We start from the raw sequence: 19879 nt of genomic DNA, 5'->3' as shown, positions 1-19879 counted from the left end.
TCAGCGAATTCAACGTCTTAAGCTAGAATAATTCAATTGAATAGCTGTTTTTTTAAAAGGATGAAAGACCAAGGGGGTAGTATGCCCAAAATCAGGATTTTACTGCCATTCACCTTTATCATTTATCATATTTATCGAAATTAGCAGCTCTTACTTGTTTAGATAACAAAAAATCATTGGATTTGGTATCAAATTAAATCTTCATTGGAAGTATGAATAATTCAGGTAAAATATTTTTAATTCATTTAGTATTAATTAAAGATATTTCGGTAAAAAAATAAACTGAAATAAAGTATTATTAATTAAGTATAATTTATCACTTCTGACAGCGGCTGTCAAGTGGCTATTTATAATTAATTTTTACGTCTGCCTATAGCTATTTTTGCTTGTGCTGCTTATACCACTCATCCTGCCGACAATAAATCGAATGTTGGAATACTTTTTCCAATGGCCAATGCGGATATATGAGTAATATGGATTTTCCTTCCATATTCAGTCCGAATTTTTGCTCATTTACAAAAGAACTAAACCAATAACGAAAAAGGCTGGCTTCATAAGGGAATCCTTATGAAGCCAGCTTTTATCCAAATTCTATTAAGCTTTATGTCTATTAATCAAATCTACTAATGCATCAACAAGAGATTGCAAAAATTGTACAGTGTCGGCATTTAATTTCCCGCTTTCATCCAGCAATTCATGCACACTTCCGATATATGCTTCCGGCTGCTGAACGACAGGCATATTTAAGAAAGAAAGTACTTGACGCAAATGATGGTTGGCGCCAAAGCCGGCTAAAGCACCAGGAGATACGCTGATAATCGCTGCCGGTTTGCCATTCCATACGCTTTCGCCGTAAGGACGGGAAGCAACATCCAGCGCGTTCTTCAATACTGCAGGAATGGAGCGGTTATATTCAGGAGTTACGAATAAAACAGCATCCAGTCCTTTAATTTTATTGCGGAAATCGGTATATACTTCCGGAGTCCCCAAATCTCCTTCATAATCCTGATTAAATAACGGAAGATGTCCGATTTCGATAAACTCGGTTTCATAACCTTCCGGAAATAATGGAGTTACGTTTTTAGCTACTTGTTTTGAAAAGGAATCTTTACGAAGACTTCCTACGATAATGCCTACTTTTGTCAAAGATGCTCATCCTTTCTATTTATCTTTAATTCAAAATAAATATAAGGTTAATTTATATTGAAGTCAAGATAAATGAATTAAATATTTTTGCCGCCATCTTTCAGCATTTACTGTATTCAAAGCTATACCAGAACGAAAAAATCCGAACGAACTGTTCGGATTTTTTTAATACCCTCAATATCTTAACTCATGCCAAGTCTATATACATTGCCGTCATTGTCTTTATAAGCATAGCTTAGACCCTCTCGCATATATTTGTCTTTGTCGTAGCCTGGAACGTCATTTCTCGATAAACAGTTCCCCTCTTCATCGACGGCAATGACCGCTTCACTTGCTGGCAGTGTCAGTGGAATCACTTCAGTTGGAGAATCATTCCCTGCAATGATTTCCAGTTGTGCCTTGTAAAAAGTGTCATACCCTGCAATAAGAGCATCTGCTAATGGTTCAGCATTTCCAAGAATCCAAGGCAAAATAATATTGACGCTAATATTTACCTTGCCGCCGCGGCTCTTCACGTTTTCTGCCACTTTATTTAAATGGTCCATTTCGCTTAATGTTGTTTCTTTGTAAGGTGTGCCATCTAATGCTTTTACTTCTTTATTTTCACAAAGTTCAAGCTCGAGCAGTCCTGGCGTTGCATTGAAATATTGGCCGGATTTTGGGTGCAGGAACAATATGGCGATATCTGCTTCTTCATAATTCTCGGTTAAATCAAGTTGCCCCAGTTCTTTTACATCTTTTAATGCATCTTCCATATATGTTTGCGCGATTTCTTTATCTTTATGATAAAACTTGATATACACTTTTTTCCTTCCAGCTTCTCTTTTGTCAGCGGCAGCGTTTCTTCCGAATTTTTCAAGATGGTAACTGACTTTTTATGGGCTTCAAACGCAGCATCCCAATGGGCTTTCGTATTGACTACCTCTTCCGCATATTCAGGTGAATTGTAGCTATGATGACGCTTCCTATTTCGGCAGAGTGTTTAAGAAAATAACAGGAAAATCACCTTCAGAATATAAAAAAAAGTAAACACATTGAAATTTAGTAAAGAGAGGAACAATTACACTCCAAGTAGTATGTAAAAGGCAGGGACATGGATGAAAATCAGCAGTGAAAACCGAAACCTACTTCTTACAAATTAATTCTTCCATCCAGCTTTCTTTCACCCCACCTTATCTTACTGGTATTCATCTAAATTTTTTAAAAAAATCTTACTCTAAATTAAATCCCAGGTTATGGGGGTACCTTTTTTCACTGCTCGAGTAATTTTTTTGCCTAGCACAATATCATAATACTTTGGTGGAAGACCGTAGCCAGGACGAATAATTCGTACGTTTCCTTTATCCAAGACATCTCCTGCTTGCAAATCTTTAACTGCATATAAGGAGCGCCGGAATTTGATAGAGGATTCTTCTGCCTTGGTCATGCCATAGCTGACGTTGCCAAGGGATTCCCATGCTCGTTTCGTTTCTTCTACTAACGTTTTCATTTCTTCAGGCTCAAGGGAAAAGTGTGCGTCTACGCCTCCAGCATCCCGGGATAGTGTAAAGTGCTTTTCAATCACCGTTGCTCCCAGTGCTACGCTTGCAACTGCCACACCGACTCCCAAGGTATGGTCAGACAAACCAACCTGACACTGAAATAATTCCTTCATATGGGGGATTGTCCTAATATTCGTATTTTCGGGGGATGCTGGATAGGTGCTGGTGCATTTCATTAATATTAATTCTTTACACCCTGCTTCTTTTGCTGTTTTAACCGTCTCTTCAATTTCAGCTGCAGAGCACATCCCAGTGGAAATAATCATCGGCTTATTTGTTTTTGCTACTTTTCGGATTAAAGGCAAATCTGTACTTTCAAAGGAGGCTATTTTATAACACGGAACGTCAAGAGATTCCAAAAAATCAACTGCCGATTCATCAAAAGGAGTACTAAAACAAATCATTCCAAGCTCCTTACACCGCTTAAAAATCGGCTGATGCCACTCCCACGGCGTATATGCTTCCTTATATAATTCATATAGAGACTTTTCATTCCAAAGGCTATCCTTATCCTGAATCATAAAATCATCGTCCTTATTGTCGATCGTCATTGTATCTGCGGTATAAGTCTGTATCTTTAAAGCATGAGCCCCCGCTTCTGCAGCTGCTTCAACAATTTCCAGCGCCCGCGACAATGATTGATTATGATTCCCCGACATTTCCGCGATGATAAAAGGCGGATGGCCTTCTCCTATTGCTTTATCCCCAATTTTTATTACATCCACTTTAATTTGTCAACCTCCATCTCCCGTTAATTTTCAATGTTCCTTCCTAAAATAAATGCCTCCGCGGCTTCTGCTCCAATATTTGCTCCCCTCCACCGAGCTTGATATTCCAAAGCCTTGATTGATCTCGCATGCGGCCAGTCACGCATTTCATACTCATATTCATGTAAAGCATCTAATTTTTGCTGTAGCGTGTCTGTAATATCCACATACCAATTAGGGACAAATCCCGGTGCCGAACCTGGCGTCATCCATTCTGTACTCGAAGCCGTTTCAAAAAACAGGATCCGTTTGACTAAATGTTTCCCTGGAATGGGCCTGCATGCCGTAACAACCGCCTCATGAATTCTCCGATGATCGATATTTACATCCCCTGCATGGTGGGTGTACACAATGTCTGGCTTCAGTTTGCTAATGAGCTCCTCAACGGCTTTAACAACATCTAAACGGTCGTAAGAATCCATCCGATTATCGGGAAAATCAAACATTTGTAAAGAAGCTGCCCCTAAAATATCGTTTGCCTTTTGTGCCGCAAGGGCTAAATCCCTTATTTCATTGATATAGCGTTTCCGGTCCCTTTTCTTATCCCTGCTTGTAATCCCTTCAGCTAAAATAGCTGTATAGACTTGGTCATTATTTTTTGCATGCTTTGCCATCGTCCCCCCGCATCCTAAAACTTCATCGTCAGGATGAGCCGCGATAACTAAGACTTTATTGCTCATATTACATTTCCTTTCTTTTTATGATTACATCCGCAAGAATGGAGTTGCCTCTAAAACTGGCTCGCTGAAATTCAAAAATAAAGTGCTTCGTTTCAATATATGCTTTAGGATACCCTTTTGCATCTAACATCCGTATATAATCAAAAACCTTTTCCAATGATTCCAAGTCTTCCAGATTGCCATCACTCGGTTTTCGCCGGTTGAACTGGACTGCCTCCCCTATTTGCTCAACAGGCGTAGGAAAATCAATAATCATTTTATATATCATGTCTTCAATTATTTTTGCGGAACGCAAATAAATTTCCTCCGCTGTACCATAAAGGCTTAATGGCTCTTTCATATAAACCGGGCCGGCATCAATTTCTTTCACACATTTTATAGCAGAAATTTTCGTATCATATATTCCTCTAGAAATTAAGTTTTGCAAAGGACTTCCACCCCGTCCGAAAGGCAAATCAGTCATATGAAAAATAATACATTTAAAATTACTGTAGACCTCTTCCGGAATAATATAAGACCAATGTGGGATAAAAATATACCGAGGGTTTATTTCCTTTAGCTTCTTATAGGACAGCTCTTCCTTCTCCTTAAGAAAAATAAAATTCCCGTCCAACCGTTTGGATAAATTTTCAGGAATAGCAGAGTACCTTTCATGATTAGCAGCAATGATATAATTCATCCTGAATCTCCTTCCCTATTTTGCCTCTTCTATCCTTAAATAATATTTCTTCCCATGAATAACAAAAAAGGCCGGATACTTTTCATTGTCAGCTACTCTTAACAAATTAAATTGTTCAGCAATGGATTTGTATATATTAAGTTCACTGTCTTCAGGAGTCCGTCTGCGATAGTAAGTAGGGGTACCGATGGGTATTCTTCTGGATGTTATAACTTCATCATAATTGCTGACAAACTTTAAGCATAATTCAATTGATTTTCTTGCCTGTTGCTCCCGTATCTCATCAATTAGTTCAGTACCGTCGAATATTAACTTATCTTCCAGATAAATTGCGCCGCTGTCCACCTTTTCCTCCGCTTCGAAAAGGACAATCGGCACTTCATTCTTTCCTTCAAGAATCTGCCATGTTAGCGGTGACCAGCCCCTCCCTTTAGGTAGAGCACTCTCATGTACTACGAGATTATGTTTGTTTTTCTTTAGAATATCTGGTGTAAGTATTTTGCTGTAGCTTAATATGAAAACAATATCTCCTTCCTCTATTTCTCTCATATTATGAACCCACAAAACTTCATGTTTTTTATTTAGCCCATTAATTAGTACTGGAATATATTGATTTATCCAACTGTCTTTGTCGGTAACAATGGTTATTTTACGGAAATTCATTATCTTCACCACCTTCCTAACACCAGAAACATCAACTAAATCTAAACATTTTCTTGACATTTTGGTCAGTTCCCGCGGATTTTTTATAAAATAACCAATAGTTTTAGCAATTTTAGAAGAGGTAATTTTTTTTGCTTCCCCCAGGTCAATAACTGCACCTATTGCAGCCAGATGTTTTGTTATGTTTTTTTGATTTTCTGCGATAGTTATGACACAAGCCGGAAGTCCCAGGCTGCATCTTTCCCATGTTGTGCTTCCTCCGGCACCAAAGGCAAGGTCTGCCCTAGCCATCAATTCGGAAATATTTTGAATATCATAATGAAAATAAATATTAGGACTTTGATGACACATTTTTTTAATTAAATCTCTATTTTTATTAAGCTTTCCTACGACAACATCCATTTCAATAGCATTATTTTTTAATAGCTGAAAACCTTGAATAACTTTTAGCGTTTCATTGTCAGGATCGCTTCCTCCCATAAAAACTAAAATCCGCTTCAGCTCACGGCGAAACTGAGGTGTATGCTGTTTAAATTCGTCCCTTAGCAAAGCGTATCCCGGGCCGAGCAAAGTTCTGCAGTTGCCAGGAACCAAATCCTTGTATCTTTCATCTGTGTGGGGGAAATAATTTGCATCTAAAAGAAGGTCGCATTCGTGTCTCCGATCTGCCAAATCATCGATAACTAGCATACGTTGTACATAAGGTCTGATTTTCCGCTCCCAGTGATAATCTATCGCATAGTGATCAACAACAAGCCAATCTACTTTTTTATTCCGCAAAACCGCTATTGACTGTTCTGCATCTTGGCTCCAGGGAACGGTGAGCCAATGAGAATGTTTCGTGATAAACGGGACATTTCCCGAATAGGAATTTACGAGTTTATAAACGGAATATCCTTTTGCTTTAATGAAATCAATCAAATCACCTTTTAGTTCCCGGCAAATAAAAAAGATGTTATGATTTTCTTTCTGTAATTCGTCCGCTAACGTCAAACATCTCATCACGTGGCCGCTGCCTATCTCTATAGATGCATCAGTACGTATACAGACATTCATCATCTATCGTCCTATTTCCTTTTGTTCAATATGTTCATTGATTTTTTTCCAATCCCTATTTTCTTCCAGCAAATGCAACATATCTTCTAATGTAAAATCCTTATTTTGCGGATATAAATGCTCAATGATTTTTGAAATTAAGCGGAAATCCTCTATAGTATCTACCGTCCACCGATGGTCACTCACATCTTTTTCATAGCAGACGCTTTTGCATTGAAACATATTGGAGTTGGTATAAATGAAAGGGGTAACATGTTCCCTGAAAGGTGATTCAGCCGCTCGCTGATGGGAAAACTCCAATGCTTGAAAGGAAAAGACTTCCGTATCCATTCCTCTTGGATAAGTCCGTTCCAAAGTGTTGGAGACATAATCAAACTTCGGACGTTGTATAAGATATTCGTCAATAACGGTATCAATGACTTGCGGGTCAATCACCGGACAATCAGACGTCAGCCGAACTACGACGTCAGCCTGATAGTGCAATGCAGCTTCATAGTACCTGGATAAGACATCCATTTCAGACCCACGATAATAATCAACGGCTAACAGTTGGCATATTTCAATAATCGGGTCATCTCTTGTCAACCTCGTAGTTGCAATCACTACTTGGTCTATCCGTTTTGATTTTTGAACCCTTTCCAATTGATACTCCAATAACGTTTTTCCCAATACTTTTTTTAAAACCTTTCCCGGAAGCCTTGTAGATCCCATTCTCGCTTGGATAATAGCAACTACCTTCATGCTCACACCTGCTTTCGAAAATAACCAATTACTTTCTTTACTGCAGCAATGACGTCCTCGACATCCTGATCTGTCATTTTTGGAAATAATGGAAGGGTAATCATATCTTCATACAACTTTTCAGCATTTGGACAAAGTCCTTTTTTATATCCCAGCTTTTTATAATACGGATGATAATAAACAGGAATATAATGTACATTTACGCCAATATTCTCCGCCTGAAGAGCTTCGAATATATCTTTCCTGTCCGCTTGCAGCAGATTCATATTTAATCTTAGTATATAAAGATGCCATCCAGAATTAGAATATTCTGCTTCAAATGGAATGTTGACCTCCTGCATGCCGCAGAATGCCTGATTATAGCGATCAGCTATTTTCCTTCTCCTATAGAGAAACTTGCTGATGTGATTTAATTGGTTTAATCCTAAGGCACATTGAATATCGGTAATCCGATAATTATAGCCTAATGCTTGCTGTTCGTAATACCATGGTCCGTCGCTATCGAAAAAGTCCTTTTTATTTTTTGTAATTCCATGACTTCTAAATAACTGCAATTTCTTATAAAATTCTTCGTTATCCGTTGTTATTACGCCTCCTTCGCCAGCGGTAATCGGCTTAACAGGATGAAAACTAAATTCGGTCATATCTGCCAGCGAGCCAATCTTTCTTCCTTTATATTCGCTTCCAAGTGCATGGGCTGCGTCCTCAATAATGTGTAATCCGTATCTGTCTGCAATTTTTTTAATATTATCCATATCAACGGCTTGACCTGTAAAATCAACGGGAATAATTGCCTTCGTTTTGGAAGTAATCTTACTTTCAATCTGGTTGGGGTCAATATTATAAGTTTTTGGGTCTATATCTGCAAAGACAGGAGTTGCCCCTTGGTACAGCACACAATTGGCAGAGGCAACAAAAGTGATAGGAGAGACAATGACTTCATCTCCTTTTCCAATCTCTGCCGCAAAGCAGGCTGCATGCAAAGCGGAAGTCCCGCTGGAAAATGCAACAGCATAGTCAGCTCCTACGTATTCTGCTATTGCTTCTTCAAATTTGGGTACAAGCGGTCCAGTGGTGAGATAATCGCCTTTTAACACTTTAATGACAGAATTAATATCGTCATCGGTAACCCACTGTCTCCCATAAGGCAAATAAGAATCTCTGACTGGCTTACCTCCATATAAAGCGAGCTTACTAGGTCCCATGATTATTCCCTTTTCCACGCTCGGAACGAATCCAGTTTTCTGTTTTTTCAATTCCAGCAATTAAGGAGACTTTAGGTTCCCAATCCAATAACGTTTTTGCTTTGTTATAGTTACAAAGCAATTTTGGAATTTCACTTTGCGGGTGGATATGATCTACATGCTGAATACGTTTCTTGTCCTTTGCAATTAGTTCAGCCAATTTATTAATGCTTATATCTTCACCAAGACCGGCATTAATAATTTCCCCGTTTACTTTATTGGAGTAACCTGTTTTTACAACGAATCGGGCACAATCTTCCACGTATAGGAAATCTCGAGTCTGGGTACCCTCGCCGTATATTTGCAGCTTATTTCCTGCTAATTTATTCTGGATAAAGATAGCAATTACTCCTCCTTCTCCTCCAGTTTTTTGAAAAGGACCATACGTATTGAATGGTCGGATTACTGTAGCAGGAAGACCGTACGCATAATAATAAGACAACACCATATTTTCTGCCGCCAGCTTCGAACCTGCATATGGAGAAGCAGGCTTCACAGGATGGGTCTCGGTTATCCCTGTTTCGTTATTCGCACGGTCATATACCATACACGTACTCATAAATACGATTTTTACGTTATTTTTTCGGCATTCTTCCAAAATATTGAAAGTGCCAATTACATCGTTATCAAATGTTGCTTTTGGATTATCAATACTGTCTTGTACATTAATGCTTGCGGCTAAGTGGAAACATATGTCAAATCCGTTGGAAAACAGTTGCTGTAGAATACGGTTATCCTTTATGTCTCCTTTAATGAAATCTGAAAAATTATCATTAGCTGCCAATTCCCGGATATTTTCCCATCTTCCGTTGGACAAATCGTCTATCACCCATACTTTATGTCCGTCTTTTAATAACCGGTCCACAACCCATCTTCCGATAAATCCTGCTCCACCAGTTACAAGAACTTTCATTGTTTTCCTCCTTCCACCTTCTCACTCTTCATTTATCTCCTCTATAAGGAAATATTCGTGTTCTGGGTACGTATTCATGGATTTAATACGGAATTAATTCCAACAATGGCTTCATTTTGTCTCTCCACAAACTATCTATAATCTGAAGCGATTTTTTCGTTGTTTGATATCCCGAATTAATTTCCTGTTCCAGCAAAGTATAAACATCATTCGGCGGAGCCATTCTGTTAAAATGCCTTCTACGCTGATCAGCCTCTAACGGCATCGTTTTAGACAACTCGAAAGCTTCTTTTGGTGCTGCAGAATATCCAAGTCCTTTAATGGTAGCGAGATGTCCTGTAGCTCTCCCGTCTTCTGCAAGCAATAAGCTCGGCTTTCGTGTTCTTAAAAAGAAAATATGGGCATGGAGCCTGAATCCGACATGTAAATCGATATTGTTGTAAAAGTTTAGTTTTTCGGCATCCCCCGACAAATCTATTAATTCGATTGGACCATCTGCCCATTTTTTCGCTAAATCGGTATATAAATTTTTATAATAACCATGAAATGTCAATATAACTCTGCAAGAATATCGCTTTTTCAGCTCTTTGGCCATTTCGTACGTTTTTCCGTTATGGAATCGGTTATGGGGCATTGACACAGCAATCGTTTTTATCCTATCAGGGAGCCTGGCGGGCAGTCCTAAATATTCCGGGTCAAATAAGGCAGGATCCCCCGTTGTACCAAAACTGGTAATACCATTATTTCTGATAAAGTTTTCTGTATAGGCATCTCTGCTTGAGATGATATTTGAAGAAGCTTTCTTGTTAAATAGTTTTTTAAACATCCTCTTTTCACTTGGATCCATTTCAAGATTCATAGATTGGGCGTACGTTCCTGGATATTGTTTCCACCCGGAGCCGATAACGATAAATGGTATATCATTATTCACTGCAAAACGCAGGTATTCATTTCTATATTTTGGCACCACCTCTTCTCCTTTTACTGTCGGCCGCAAAACAGGGGCCAATACAGCTTTATAATCAGTCGGCAGGTTAGCTGCATCTTTCATGTCAGAAACATATACTGTATCTACTTTTATATTTGCGTCTAGATGGTGCTTTAACAGCTTAATCACGCTCTTACCAATTAAGTCATCGCCTGAATTTCTAGTTCCTTTCACCGGGTAGGTGGATAATAATAAATATTTCAATAAAATAACCTCCAATGAATTATCCGTTTATAACGTTGTCAATGCAGTCATTACCGATTGACAGATTGTCACTGCTTTTTCAGCACACGGATTTTATAGCCGTTCAATCCTAAATCATCCGGGCATATATCTTCTTCAACCTGTAAAAATCCATATTTTTCAAATACCTCTTTATAATTTCTTGGGAAGAATCGCCAATGTTGAATATCTTCGGCTTCGATGGTGATTAAATAGTGTTTCGTTATTTTTGCCACTTGGGCAAAAATCCAATCGCTGTCCGTGTGAATATGCTCAAATACAGCCATAGTAAAAACGAGGTCGTAATGATTTTCAGGAAGTTTTTTTATACTATCTTCTACAGATGAGTGAATTATTTTTACGTTTCGTGCTAAGGACGGATACGTTTTTTTAAGTTCTTTTATAGCCTCTTCACTTATTTCAATGCCCGTTAAATTTTTATAATTGTGTTCATAAAGATAATGCAAATTTCTTCCGACATTACAGCCGATCTCCAATATTTCCCCCTTTGGCGTAATATACTTGTCTACATACTTCTGCAAAAATTCACTTCTTTTTATATGCAGTGCATAACGTTGTGGTTTACTATTATTTATCCAATAATCATGGATTTCTTTTAATGTTCTTTTTTTATTTTTCATCTTTAACTCCTTTACTGCCGGTTAAAAATTACCAGCTTTTATTCTGTTAATTAATTTTTTTAATCGTTCACCTGAATGCGTAAAATCAGGATATGCATACTTTAGAAATTCTTCCCGTTTCTCCTTTGCATACGTTTGCCATACGGGATCACGAAAATATCTGATAATGACTTTGCTTAGTTTTTTAGGATTTGTTTGGAAGAGCTGGCCAAGATTCTCATAATAATCTGTGTAGCTTGGGGCATTTAAGTGCAGAATAAATACAGGTTTGTTCAATAACATTGCTTCTAAACCTACTGTCGAGGAATAGGAAACAACGCCATTGACGTTACGGAGCAAATCATATAGTTCAAAGTTTTTAGAGGAATGAACAAAGGCAAATTCCTTTGTGAGTAAATGAGGTGTATTGTTTTTCGGATAATTTCTTACCAGTATATTTATATCCAGTGTTTTGGAAACGTTACGGATTAATTCGCGCCAATTATCAATATCACGATTACCCCGAACAACTAGCAATAATGTCTTTTTATTACAATCCATACCTAACTTCTCATGCAATTCCAATCTTGAAATCGAATGCTTTGTAAATGCCTGATCAAATCTCGGATGTCCGACAATTTCAATCGCCCTCTCGGGAACACCAAGCTTTTTATAGAAATCTTTCTCATAATTTCCATAAACCGCATCAATCGTTGCCATTTTTGGGATATACCCGAATTCAGTTCCGATAATCCCGTGCTGGAGACAGACTGTCGGTATGCCTCTCTCAGCAGCATGGATTACTAATACCCGACTATTAAAATATAATGTAGAGGATACAATGATACAGGAAGCTTTCACCTCGTCCAGAAACGCTTTTGTTTGTTCAATTTTTTGAATAATGGCTGAGAGCTGTTTCAGAAAAGCAGTTTGGAAACTTGTATGTTTATATAATGGATGTTCCTTTTTGGATTCAAAAATTTTTTTAGCTTGGTGTTGCAAATGGTATACAGCTTTTCTGACATCGGCAGTGTAGCTGCTTAAATAATATGCAGGTAAACTGTATCCTTCCTTTACTGTAGTGATAGTCATTCTGCGGGATTCAGGTCCATATTCAGACGGTTTATAAGAATTGAGTTTAAACTTATCTCTTTGTTTTCCCTTATTTTTTCGCGGCGCATTCGGAAAAAGGAGAACGGTTTCTTCTGAATCAAAGTTTTCTGCCATCGCTGTTTTTGGTATCCGCAGCAATGAATCATACTGAATTACAATTTTTCCATCACTGTTTTTATTTGCTGCATACCTTTTGTAAGATTTAATATACTGATCAAACAGCTCCTGAACTTCTTTCTGATCCTTTACCTTTTTTCTTAATTCTTTCGTAAAGTCTACATTGCGAAAGCTTCCCCAAACTTCTCTATTTTTTCGAATCAAACTTGGAAAATGACATAGATACGGCAAAGAATACCCTTTATATATTAATTCTTGAAAATCATTAATGAATTCTAGATATAAAGACCAATAATTTTGTATATACGTATTCATCGTTTCCTCCCTGAATTAGCTTCTTAGCCGATTGATTAATTGTTTTAAACGTGCTCCTGACTTTCCCTGATTTGGATAGGCAAAGCCAAGGAAATCACAAATTATTTGATCAGCATATTTTTGAAAACGGGAATCTTTAAAATATCGGATAATAACTTCTGCCAATTTCTCTGGATCCGTTTGTGCAAGCTCGCCTAAACTGTCATAATATCCTGTATAACCGTCAAAATATTTATTTAATATAAAGACAGGCCTATTAGCAAGCATAGCTTCCAGCCCGACGGTTGATGGATAGGTTACTACCGCGTCAACATGGGGGAACATATCATATATATTGTAATCTTTTGTAGGATAAACAAAGTCAAACTCTTTCGTTAATGGATGAGGAGCTTTAGTCGGGTAGTTTTTAATCAAAATGTTCATATTGTATTCGCTGGAAATTTTAGTAATTAACCTCCGCCAGTTATCCAAGTCTATATTTCCTCTAACTGCAATCATGATCGTTTTCTTTTTCGGGTCAGTTTCTAATGTTTTATGAAACTTGGATTCTGGAACCTTTGGCCGTGTTTTAACTTGATCAAACCTTGGATGACCAATGATTTCAAACGTTCCTTCCGTGACACCCCGTTTTGTAAACCAGTCAATTTCGAATTCACCATAAACAGCATCAATCTTTGCAATCTTTGGCGTATACCCAATTTCGCTCGATATTATGCCGTGCTGCATACAGATTGTAGGAATGCCCTTTTCTGCAGCAATTAATGCGAGTATACGGTTTTTATAATCATTTGTATTGGATAGTATAATACATGAGGCATGAACATCATTTAAAAATCCTTTATACATTTCTAAATAGTTTATAACGGCTCGAATTTTAATGAAAAACCACTTTTGAAATTCTTCATCTCCATATAAATGGTGGCTTTGATATAATTGCATCATTTTTCTAGCCTGTTCTTGAACTTTCTTTACTTCTTCATCCATGTCCTTTTTATAATCAAATATAAAATAGGAAGGTATCCGGCTGAGCAGCCTATTTGTTTTAGCTAATTTTTGTTGTCGGATCAATCTATTCTTAGCTAAACTTTTATCTATTGCTGCTGTTTTCTTGCTTCTTTTTTTAAATTTATTTTTGCTCCCGGCTTTATTTGCTTTTTTATGTGTCGCATGATTTGCAATGATATGTTTTCTGCTCGTACCTTTTAGTTTTAACTGTACCGTTGAATCCGGGTTAAAATATTTCAAAAATGTAAGAGCAGGAAAGCGAAGCAATTTATCAACATGTATTACCACTCTTCCTTCTGTGTGATCCACTTGTTCTTTTCTGGTGTGCTGTTGATAATAGTTATCGTATGCTTCCTGAATCTCCTTTGGATCGTTGATTCGCCTTTTTATATGATCTGTAAAGGATGGATTTCCCAGTTTATCCCAAACCCTTCTATTATTTAAAACAAAACTGTGAAAACCGCAAAGATAGGTCAAGGAATATCCTTTATACTTTATTTCCTCAAAATCTTTCAAGTAATCTAAATACAATGACCAGAAATGTCTGATAACTGCATCCATCCTAACTTTTCCTCCCTTCCTCGCCTATCATGAAAGCAGCCCTGCTTCCTGCAACAGCTTTCGTAAGTTCTCCCGGGTTAAGGGTTTTTGATTCATCGAACTATAGGATCCAACTCTAGCTTTTCTTCCTTCACCGTATAGTTTCTTCATGTTTGCTTCTCCCTGAATGACATACATGTCCGGCAATTCCCAGGCTGCCTTTGATTCTTCGAAGGTCATTAATTCTTCATATTCCTTCTCTCCTGGTCTGATTCCTATTATCTCTATATCGACATCTGCAGGATTTATCCCATTCTTTTGGCAAATTTCTTGCATTAATACTTCAGTCAGATCACCTAATTTGATTACAGGCATTTTCAGAACAAAAACTTCTCCGCCTTTTGCCTGCTTTAAGGCTTTAATCGTTAATGTTGTTGCCTGATTCAAGGTCATCATAAACCTAGTCATATTCATATCTGTAATGGTAATCTTCCTGTCTTTTATAATTCTATCCTTAAACAGCGGAATGACAGAACCCCTAGAACCCATTACATTGCCAAATCTCACTGTGGCAAATACTGTCTGTCCTTCTCCCTTATTCCTCTGTGCTGAAGAAATCATTTTTTCTGCAATAAGCTTTGTTGCACCGTACGTATTCGTTGGTGAAATAGCTTTATCTGAACTTGTAAATACTACTTTTTTAACGTTTTGCCTTAGAGCAGCATTGATGACATTTTTTGTTCCCTCAATATTTGTTCTTACTGCTTGCAGTGGATTGTCTTCACAAGTATCCACCTGTTTCATTGCAGCTAAATGTAGTACGTAATCAATGTCCTGCATGGCAGTATACAAACTGTCATACTCCCTGACATCCCCGATAATAAACTTGAGCTCATCATTATTTCTCAACTCGGATTTCATCTGCTGCTGCTTAAATTCATCCCTGCTTAAAATTCTAATTAATTTTGGCTTTTCTTTTAAAAGATGTTGCACGATACTTTTTCCTATTGTTCCTGTGCCGCCAATAACTAATATACGTTTGTCCTTTAATTGCAATATTCCTCACATCCTTTACCAGCTATTTCGCGTCCTTTGCGCAATAAGTAAGGATTTATCATGATTTACAGTGACACTATATATATGTATTACCGGCGGCAATTTCGGTTAAAGACCACCGCCCATTTTGCAAACCCATTTGCTGATTAGTGATTTTGACTTTGCTGTTTCCCATTTCATTAACAAGTAGGAATTGTCACTGGAAAATACAGTTTTCTTTGTCAAGATAATTGTCAGAGATCTATGTAAAGACATGAAAAAAACTAAGTAAAAATACTTAGTTTCGAATGTTTTTTATATATTTTTTAAATGGAGGAAATAAAGGTTATTTCCAAGCTTATCAATATGAATAAGAGACTTGTTTCCTTCTATCACTTCCAGTTTTTTAAAAAAATTTCTAATTTCCATTTCTGAAGTTGAAAATGAGCGTTTTCTTTTCTTTTTATAATGAATTTGTTTCAGTTTTTTATTTTTACCGGAAATGGAACGGGGAACTTTGATATTGCTGCATAATTCCAGAATCAATTCGTATGCATATTTTTCCTTTGAAAATTGGCAGTAATAATCCAGCCCTTTATCCGTTCGATCTCGATTCTTATTATATAAGGCGACTGGTAAATATTTGCTCCTACTCACCCCTTTGACAGATGCACAAAGTTCTTCTATACTTCTTGCTGCAATGCCTACTTGGTTAGGAAGTTCGTTTTCATTCTCTATAGATCCAAGGGGCAAATATGATATAATTGGTTTTTCCAGTAAAAAGCCTTCTATTCCTGAAGTACAGCCATTGTGTATAATGATATCAGCTGCTAACAGCCATTTAATAATATTTCCTTCATGGACTACATGAATATTGGGATAACTGGAAAATGCCCTTTCGTATGATGTAAAATCCTCCATCGGATGCGGCCTGACAATAATATTGGTACGAGGAAACACTTCTCCGATAATGCCGGTCATTTCTATAAAATGTTCATATAAATCTTGAATATGCTTAAACTTTAATGGAATATTTTCCTTCTTGCCTTTAATAGTATTATAGAGAGGAAATCTCGTATTAATTAATATAAATTTTCCATACTTAGCACCAATCTGTTTTGCTTCATCTTTATAGAGGATAGTAAATTTTTCTCTCAGCAAATCTAATCTCAGATTGCCAACCACATACAATTTATTTATCAGATCAGGGTAAGCTTCTGCCATAATATCTTTTTGGTGCTGCCCCCAGCAATATTCTTGTTCGACGAGTTGAAGCATATCTTTTCTCATTCTGTTACGCAAATATGTTTCTTTTTCAAAAATTAATCCTTCTTCATCGAGCTCTACTATTTTATGACCATTGTTTTTCGCATTTAGTAATACTCTTCTTCTGAATCCGTGGGGATAGCCTTTCGAAAAAAAAAATACCTTTTCCGCAGTTAGCTGATGCGAGTTCTACCATGGCATGCTCGCCAATAATGACTTCATATCCTGCCAAGATTGCATAGTATGCTAATAACAGTTTTGCCTCCCACTCTCTTACTTTAACTTCTATCGGCAAATAAAGCAGCCCTCTCGTTCTCTGCAAAATGACACAACCCTTCTATGTCAATCCCTCTAATATATCAAGTATCTCTGCATAAGCAGTCCGATACTCTTCTTTCATTAAATCTATATCCTCAATAAATTGAGCGAGAGCCCCTATGTCTGTTTCATCTCTTCGACTATTACTTCCCGGCATTGCCAATTGCATATACATATATCCAATCATCATATCAAGTGTATGATTTTCTAAAAAGACAAAACTATTATTATCGCTATTGTGATTGCCGCTTAAAATAGTATTCAATTTCTCCTGCACGTAATTATCCAACAGCCGCTTCCGTAGTTTCTCTATACTATTTCCGTCAGTCATCTTCTTCCTCCTCCTTCGGAGCAGTTCCTTTAATGCTGATATCATTCATCCCCTTTACACCATGAACAATTTCATCCCCATATATATATCCTTCGATATTAAAGTAATATGGGATGTTGGATTGCCATTTCACCTGGAAATTAGGAAAAGACAATACTTCAGAAGGTTCCAATATCCTTTTTTCCATAGGCCTTAGCCAGTATTCTTCTTTATCCGACGGATCATTCATCCGTTCCCAGCCTTGTGTTAGCCGCAAATTTTGCAAAGAGTTTTTATACACATATTTACCCGAAAATTCAAAAGGTGACTCGGAGGCAATTTTCAAACAAATATAAGGATTCGTAAGTGGTTTTGCTCCAAAATTATGAAGGTGAAAGGAGCCAATACAAAGATTTTCATAATCCTTTTCATGGTAAAGATTGAAGGAGTAAGTAAAATAACCAACAACGATAAACTGATTTTTAAGCTTTAACTCTTCGATTCGCTGTTTTATTTCCTTAAAATAATTCATGTTCATTTCGTGCAAATTCGCTAATTTTCCTCTTAGCTCATGCATACTGTTCATTTAAAGCCGCACCTCCATCATGAAAAAAGAGAGGGGTTCCCCTCTCTTATCCTTATGATGCAAGGCTAGTTATTATCACCATTATTACCTACTGCTGTACTTGGAAAAACAGCTGGGCATTGTGCCGGCATGGTTGGCGGCGGGCAAGGAGGGAAAGATAACAGATCCCTTGGTTGACAGAAATCAGCAGCAATTTCCAGCGTTACTTCAAAGGTTGATTGAATGCTTTGGCATAAACGAACTGTTACAGTTACATCCAATTCGTCAATGTCAGCTGTTGTTCCTGGGTCACAAACTGCTGTGCACACAAAGCAATCCAAGTCCGTGAAAGTAACATCAATGTCAGTTCCTTCTGGAGCACAAAGAATGACTTGTTCACAACGGGAGAACTCGACTGTTCCGACTTCAACCGTTGCTCCACCCAATTCTGGAATAAGATCTACAAATATTGTTACTTCAAAGTTTTTACGAATAGTTACCAATTGCAGTGTAACCGTAGCACCATTAATTACAAAATCCTGGTCTTCCCGGCTTAACACCTCGATTGGATCTATATCAGCGGGCTCCACAGTACAAGTGACTGTGTCAATATCAATATCGTCACACTCTAATTGGTCACCTGTTAGCGGATTAACTGGCAATTCCAAGTCATTTAATGTTAAATCAAAAGTTGCTTCATTAACTATCCAGTCATATACCTTCTCTGTGTTTATACAGAGGATTTCCTGACCTCCTGACAAATTTGCAGCTTTCATTTCATACACCTCCAAATTAGATAAATTCTTTACATTCATAGCCTATGATAAATACCGGCAAATGGTTTAATGAAATTGCGGAAATATCATAATATTTATGAATCAAACGCATAAAATAAAATAATATACGCATTTTTGACCATTTCCTTTTTATAATGTGCGTTTGTAACAATTTATAGGTTATACAAATAAAATATTTATGAGTGGCAAAAGGGTGAATGGAATGTATCAATATAGGCTATATCGGACGGAAGAGATTCAAAAATTAAAAGATGACCTTGACCTCTACAAACAAACCTTAAAATCATTAAAGTCGGATCACGTTTTTCAGATACAGCGTGAGTTATTTGACTTAAAGATGAGTATTTTAAATATAAAAGGGGAAATGAAAATGATGGAAGATAAATATTTGGAAAAAATAAGCGGGTATGAAAAACAGGCGGACAACATGTCTGCACAATTAGAAATCATTCACGAATCTTTAAATGAACTTAAGCAAGAAGTTCAATTAATTAAAGGGAATGTGGAACAAATAGGATTTTCTGATCTCGTAGAAAAAATGAATATGATGATAAATAAAACCGATGAAAGCATGACAAAAATCAAAAATGAAATCGCATCCATTGAAGGAGAGAGGAATATTAGGAAAGATTCTTCCAGTTCAAACAGCAACAATATGCCTGTACCTCCGAAACAGTCCGAATTCAGGAGGCTGCAAAATCTAATTCAATCCTACACGGTAAATCAGTCTTCAGTTCAAAACAATCTTACACCAAACAGCAAAACTACAATGAAGAAATCATTAGTTCAAAGTCCGAAAAATATAAAGTCTTATACAGACCTTGGAGGTAATATTTCCGTAAAAAACGGAAGAAAATTATTTCGTGATCCCCAATACGAATTAAACAAAAATATCATTACGAATATTACTACGCAAAAGAAAGGGAAGCTGAAAAAAACACGCAGTTCCGCAGATGACCCTTCCCTTTCTGCAGATAAGCACAACTCAAAGTCTTCAGAGAATCAGCACCCCAACATGCCGACAAATACCGTTTCAAAGCTTCCTGCTGACGAAGCAGAGACTGCTAATATTCCAAAAAGCACGATACGAAATACGCATTCCGAAGAATCAGCATGGAGTCAGATAGCACCAGCAGAAAAGGAATATGTTGAATTACAAAATAGGTACGAGACGATTCCTAAAGATGAATCAAACCAAAAAGCGAAATCCTTTTTCTCCTTTTTCAGGAAAGATTAAT

20 protein-coding genes and 1 pseudogene are annotated in these 19879 nt (G+C 37.2%); 2 read left to right on the top strand and 19 right to left on the bottom strand.

Going from position 1 to position 19879, the window contains the following annotated elements:
- Nucleotides 1-594: 594 nt before the first annotated feature.
- Both IEV18_RS09820 and IEV18_RS09815 read right to left on the bottom strand, forming a co-directional pair.
- Entirely contained in the window at nucleotides 595-1146 is a 552-nt protein-coding gene (locus IEV18_RS09820) for an NADPH-dependent FMN reductase (protein ID WP_188392220.1), read from the bottom strand.
- 182 nt (nucleotides 1147-1328) lie between these two features.
- Nucleotides 1329-1949: a hypothetical protein gene (locus IEV18_RS09815; protein WP_188392219.1), complete on the bottom strand. Its 621-nt coding sequence runs from the start codon at nucleotides 1947-1949 to the stop codon at nucleotides 1329-1331.
- Between the two features lie 136 nt (nucleotides 1950-2085).
- Here IEV18_RS09815 and IEV18_RS17595 point away from each other — a divergent pair, with 136 nt between their 5' ends.
- Nucleotides 2086-2175, top strand: coding sequence for a helix-turn-helix domain-containing protein (locus IEV18_RS17595; protein ID WP_188392218.1), 90 nt, complete (start codon nucleotides 2086-2088; stop codon nucleotides 2173-2175).
- Nucleotides 2176-2362: 187 nt separating this feature from the next.
- Here IEV18_RS17595 and pseI read toward each other — a convergent pair whose 3' ends face one another.
- The 17 genes and pseudogenes from pseI to IEV18_RS09725 all read right to left on the bottom strand — a co-directional run bounded on the left by pseI (nucleotide 2363) and on the right by IEV18_RS09725 (nucleotide 18620).
- Entirely contained in the window at nucleotides 2363-3412 is a 1050-nt protein-coding gene (gene pseI, locus IEV18_RS09805; protein ID WP_188392217.1) for a pseudaminic acid synthase, read from the bottom strand.
- Nucleotides 3413-3438: 26 nt separating this feature from the next.
- On the bottom strand, nucleotides 3439-4134 hold the full coding sequence (locus IEV18_RS09800; RefSeq protein WP_188392216.1) for a PIG-L deacetylase family protein: 696 nt from the start codon (nucleotides 4132-4134) through the stop codon (nucleotides 3439-3441).
- A gap of 1 nt (nucleotide 4135) precedes the next feature.
- Complete coding sequence (locus tag IEV18_RS09795) at nucleotides 4136-4813, bottom strand: formyl transferase (RefSeq protein ID WP_188392215.1); 678 nt, start codon at nucleotides 4811-4813, stop codon at nucleotides 4136-4138.
- Between the two features lie 15 nt (nucleotides 4814-4828).
- Nucleotides 4829-6532, bottom strand: a complete 1704-nt coding sequence (gene pseG, locus IEV18_RS09790; protein ID WP_188392214.1) for a UDP-2,4-diacetamido-2,4,6-trideoxy-beta-L-altropyranose hydrolase — start codon at nucleotides 6530-6532, stop codon at nucleotides 4829-4831.
- A gap of 3 nt (nucleotides 6533-6535) precedes the next feature.
- The gene (locus IEV18_RS09785) at nucleotides 6536-7273 is read right to left on the bottom strand and encodes a cytidylyltransferase domain-containing protein (protein WP_188392213.1); all 738 of its coding nucleotides are present in this window, start codon (nucleotides 7271-7273) and stop codon (nucleotides 6536-6538) included.
- A gap of 2 nt (nucleotides 7274-7275) precedes the next feature.
- On the bottom strand, nucleotides 7276-8478 hold the full coding sequence (pseC, locus tag IEV18_RS09780) for a UDP-4-amino-4,6-dideoxy-N-acetyl-beta-L-altrosamine transaminase (protein WP_188392212.1): 1203 nt from the start codon (nucleotides 8476-8478) through the stop codon (nucleotides 7276-7278).
- Nucleotides 8468-9430: a dTDP-glucose 4,6-dehydratase gene (locus tag IEV18_RS09775; protein WP_188392211.1), complete on the bottom strand. Its 963-nt coding sequence runs from the start codon at nucleotides 9428-9430 to the stop codon at nucleotides 8468-8470. The genes pseC and IEV18_RS09775 overlap by 11 nt, the downstream gene beginning before the upstream one ends.
- 82 nt (nucleotides 9431-9512) lie before the next feature.
- The gene (locus IEV18_RS09770; protein ID WP_188392210.1) at nucleotides 9513-10622 is read right to left on the bottom strand and encodes a polysaccharide pyruvyl transferase family protein; all 1110 of its coding nucleotides are present in this window, start codon (nucleotides 10620-10622) and stop codon (nucleotides 9513-9515) included.
- Between the two features lie 68 nt (nucleotides 10623-10690).
- Nucleotides 10691-11281: a class I SAM-dependent methyltransferase gene (locus tag IEV18_RS09765; protein ID WP_188392209.1), complete on the bottom strand. Its 591-nt coding sequence runs from the start codon at nucleotides 11279-11281 to the stop codon at nucleotides 10691-10693.
- A 21-nt stretch (nucleotides 11282-11302) separates the two neighbouring features.
- Nucleotides 11303-12805 carry a capsular polysaccharide export protein, LipB/KpsS family gene (locus IEV18_RS09760; RefSeq protein ID WP_188392208.1) on the bottom strand — a complete coding sequence of 501 codons (1503 nt, stop codon included), beginning with the start codon at nucleotides 12803-12805 and terminating at the stop codon, nucleotides 11303-11305.
- 15 nt (nucleotides 12806-12820) lie between these two features.
- Entirely contained in the window at nucleotides 12821-14371 is a 1551-nt protein-coding gene (locus IEV18_RS09755) for a capsular polysaccharide export protein, LipB/KpsS family (protein ID WP_188392207.1), read from the bottom strand.
- Between the two features lie 27 nt (nucleotides 14372-14398).
- Nucleotides 14399-15406, bottom strand: coding sequence for an SDR family NAD(P)-dependent oxidoreductase (locus IEV18_RS09750; RefSeq protein WP_188392206.1), 1008 nt, complete (start codon nucleotides 15404-15406; stop codon nucleotides 14399-14401).
- A 294-nt stretch (nucleotides 15407-15700) separates the two neighbouring features.
- A pseudogene (locus IEV18_RS09745) lies at nucleotides 15701-16759 on the bottom strand (surface carbohydrate biosynthesis protein); the annotation flags it as partial.
- Entirely contained in the window at nucleotides 16737-16973 is a 237-nt protein-coding gene (locus tag IEV18_RS09740) for a hypothetical protein (RefSeq protein WP_188392205.1), read from the bottom strand. The gene IEV18_RS09740 and the pseudogene IEV18_RS09745, both read right to left, overlap by 23 nt.
- Nucleotides 16974-16988: 15 nt before the next feature.
- Nucleotides 16989-17300, bottom strand: a complete 312-nt coding sequence (locus IEV18_RS09735; protein WP_188392204.1) for a hypothetical protein — start codon at nucleotides 17298-17300, stop codon at nucleotides 16989-16991.
- Nucleotides 17293-17865, bottom strand: a complete 573-nt coding sequence (locus IEV18_RS09730) for a hypothetical protein (protein WP_188392203.1) — start codon at nucleotides 17863-17865, stop codon at nucleotides 17293-17295. The genes IEV18_RS09735 and IEV18_RS09730 overlap by 8 nt, the downstream gene beginning before the upstream one ends.
- A 65-nt stretch (nucleotides 17866-17930) precedes the next feature.
- Nucleotides 17931-18620, bottom strand: a complete 690-nt coding sequence (locus IEV18_RS09725) for a BMQ_0737 family morphogenetic spore coat protein (protein ID WP_188392202.1) — start codon at nucleotides 18618-18620, stop codon at nucleotides 17931-17933.
- Nucleotides 18621-18843: 223 nt separating this feature from the next.
- Here IEV18_RS09725 and IEV18_RS09720 point away from each other — a divergent pair, with 223 nt between their 5' ends.
- Nucleotides 18844-19878, top strand: a complete 1035-nt coding sequence (locus tag IEV18_RS09720; RefSeq protein ID WP_188392201.1) for a hypothetical protein — start codon at nucleotides 18844-18846, stop codon at nucleotides 19876-19878.
- Nucleotide 19879 lies beyond the last annotated feature (1 nt).

This window comes from Compostibacillus humi, assembly GCF_014637175.1.
GTDB classification, from domain to species: Bacteria; Bacillota; Bacilli; order Bacillales; family Amphibacillaceae; genus Oceanobacillus; species Oceanobacillus humi.
The sequence above is the reverse complement of the archived record's forward strand: the minus strand, read 5'-3'. Positions and strand labels throughout refer to the sequence as shown.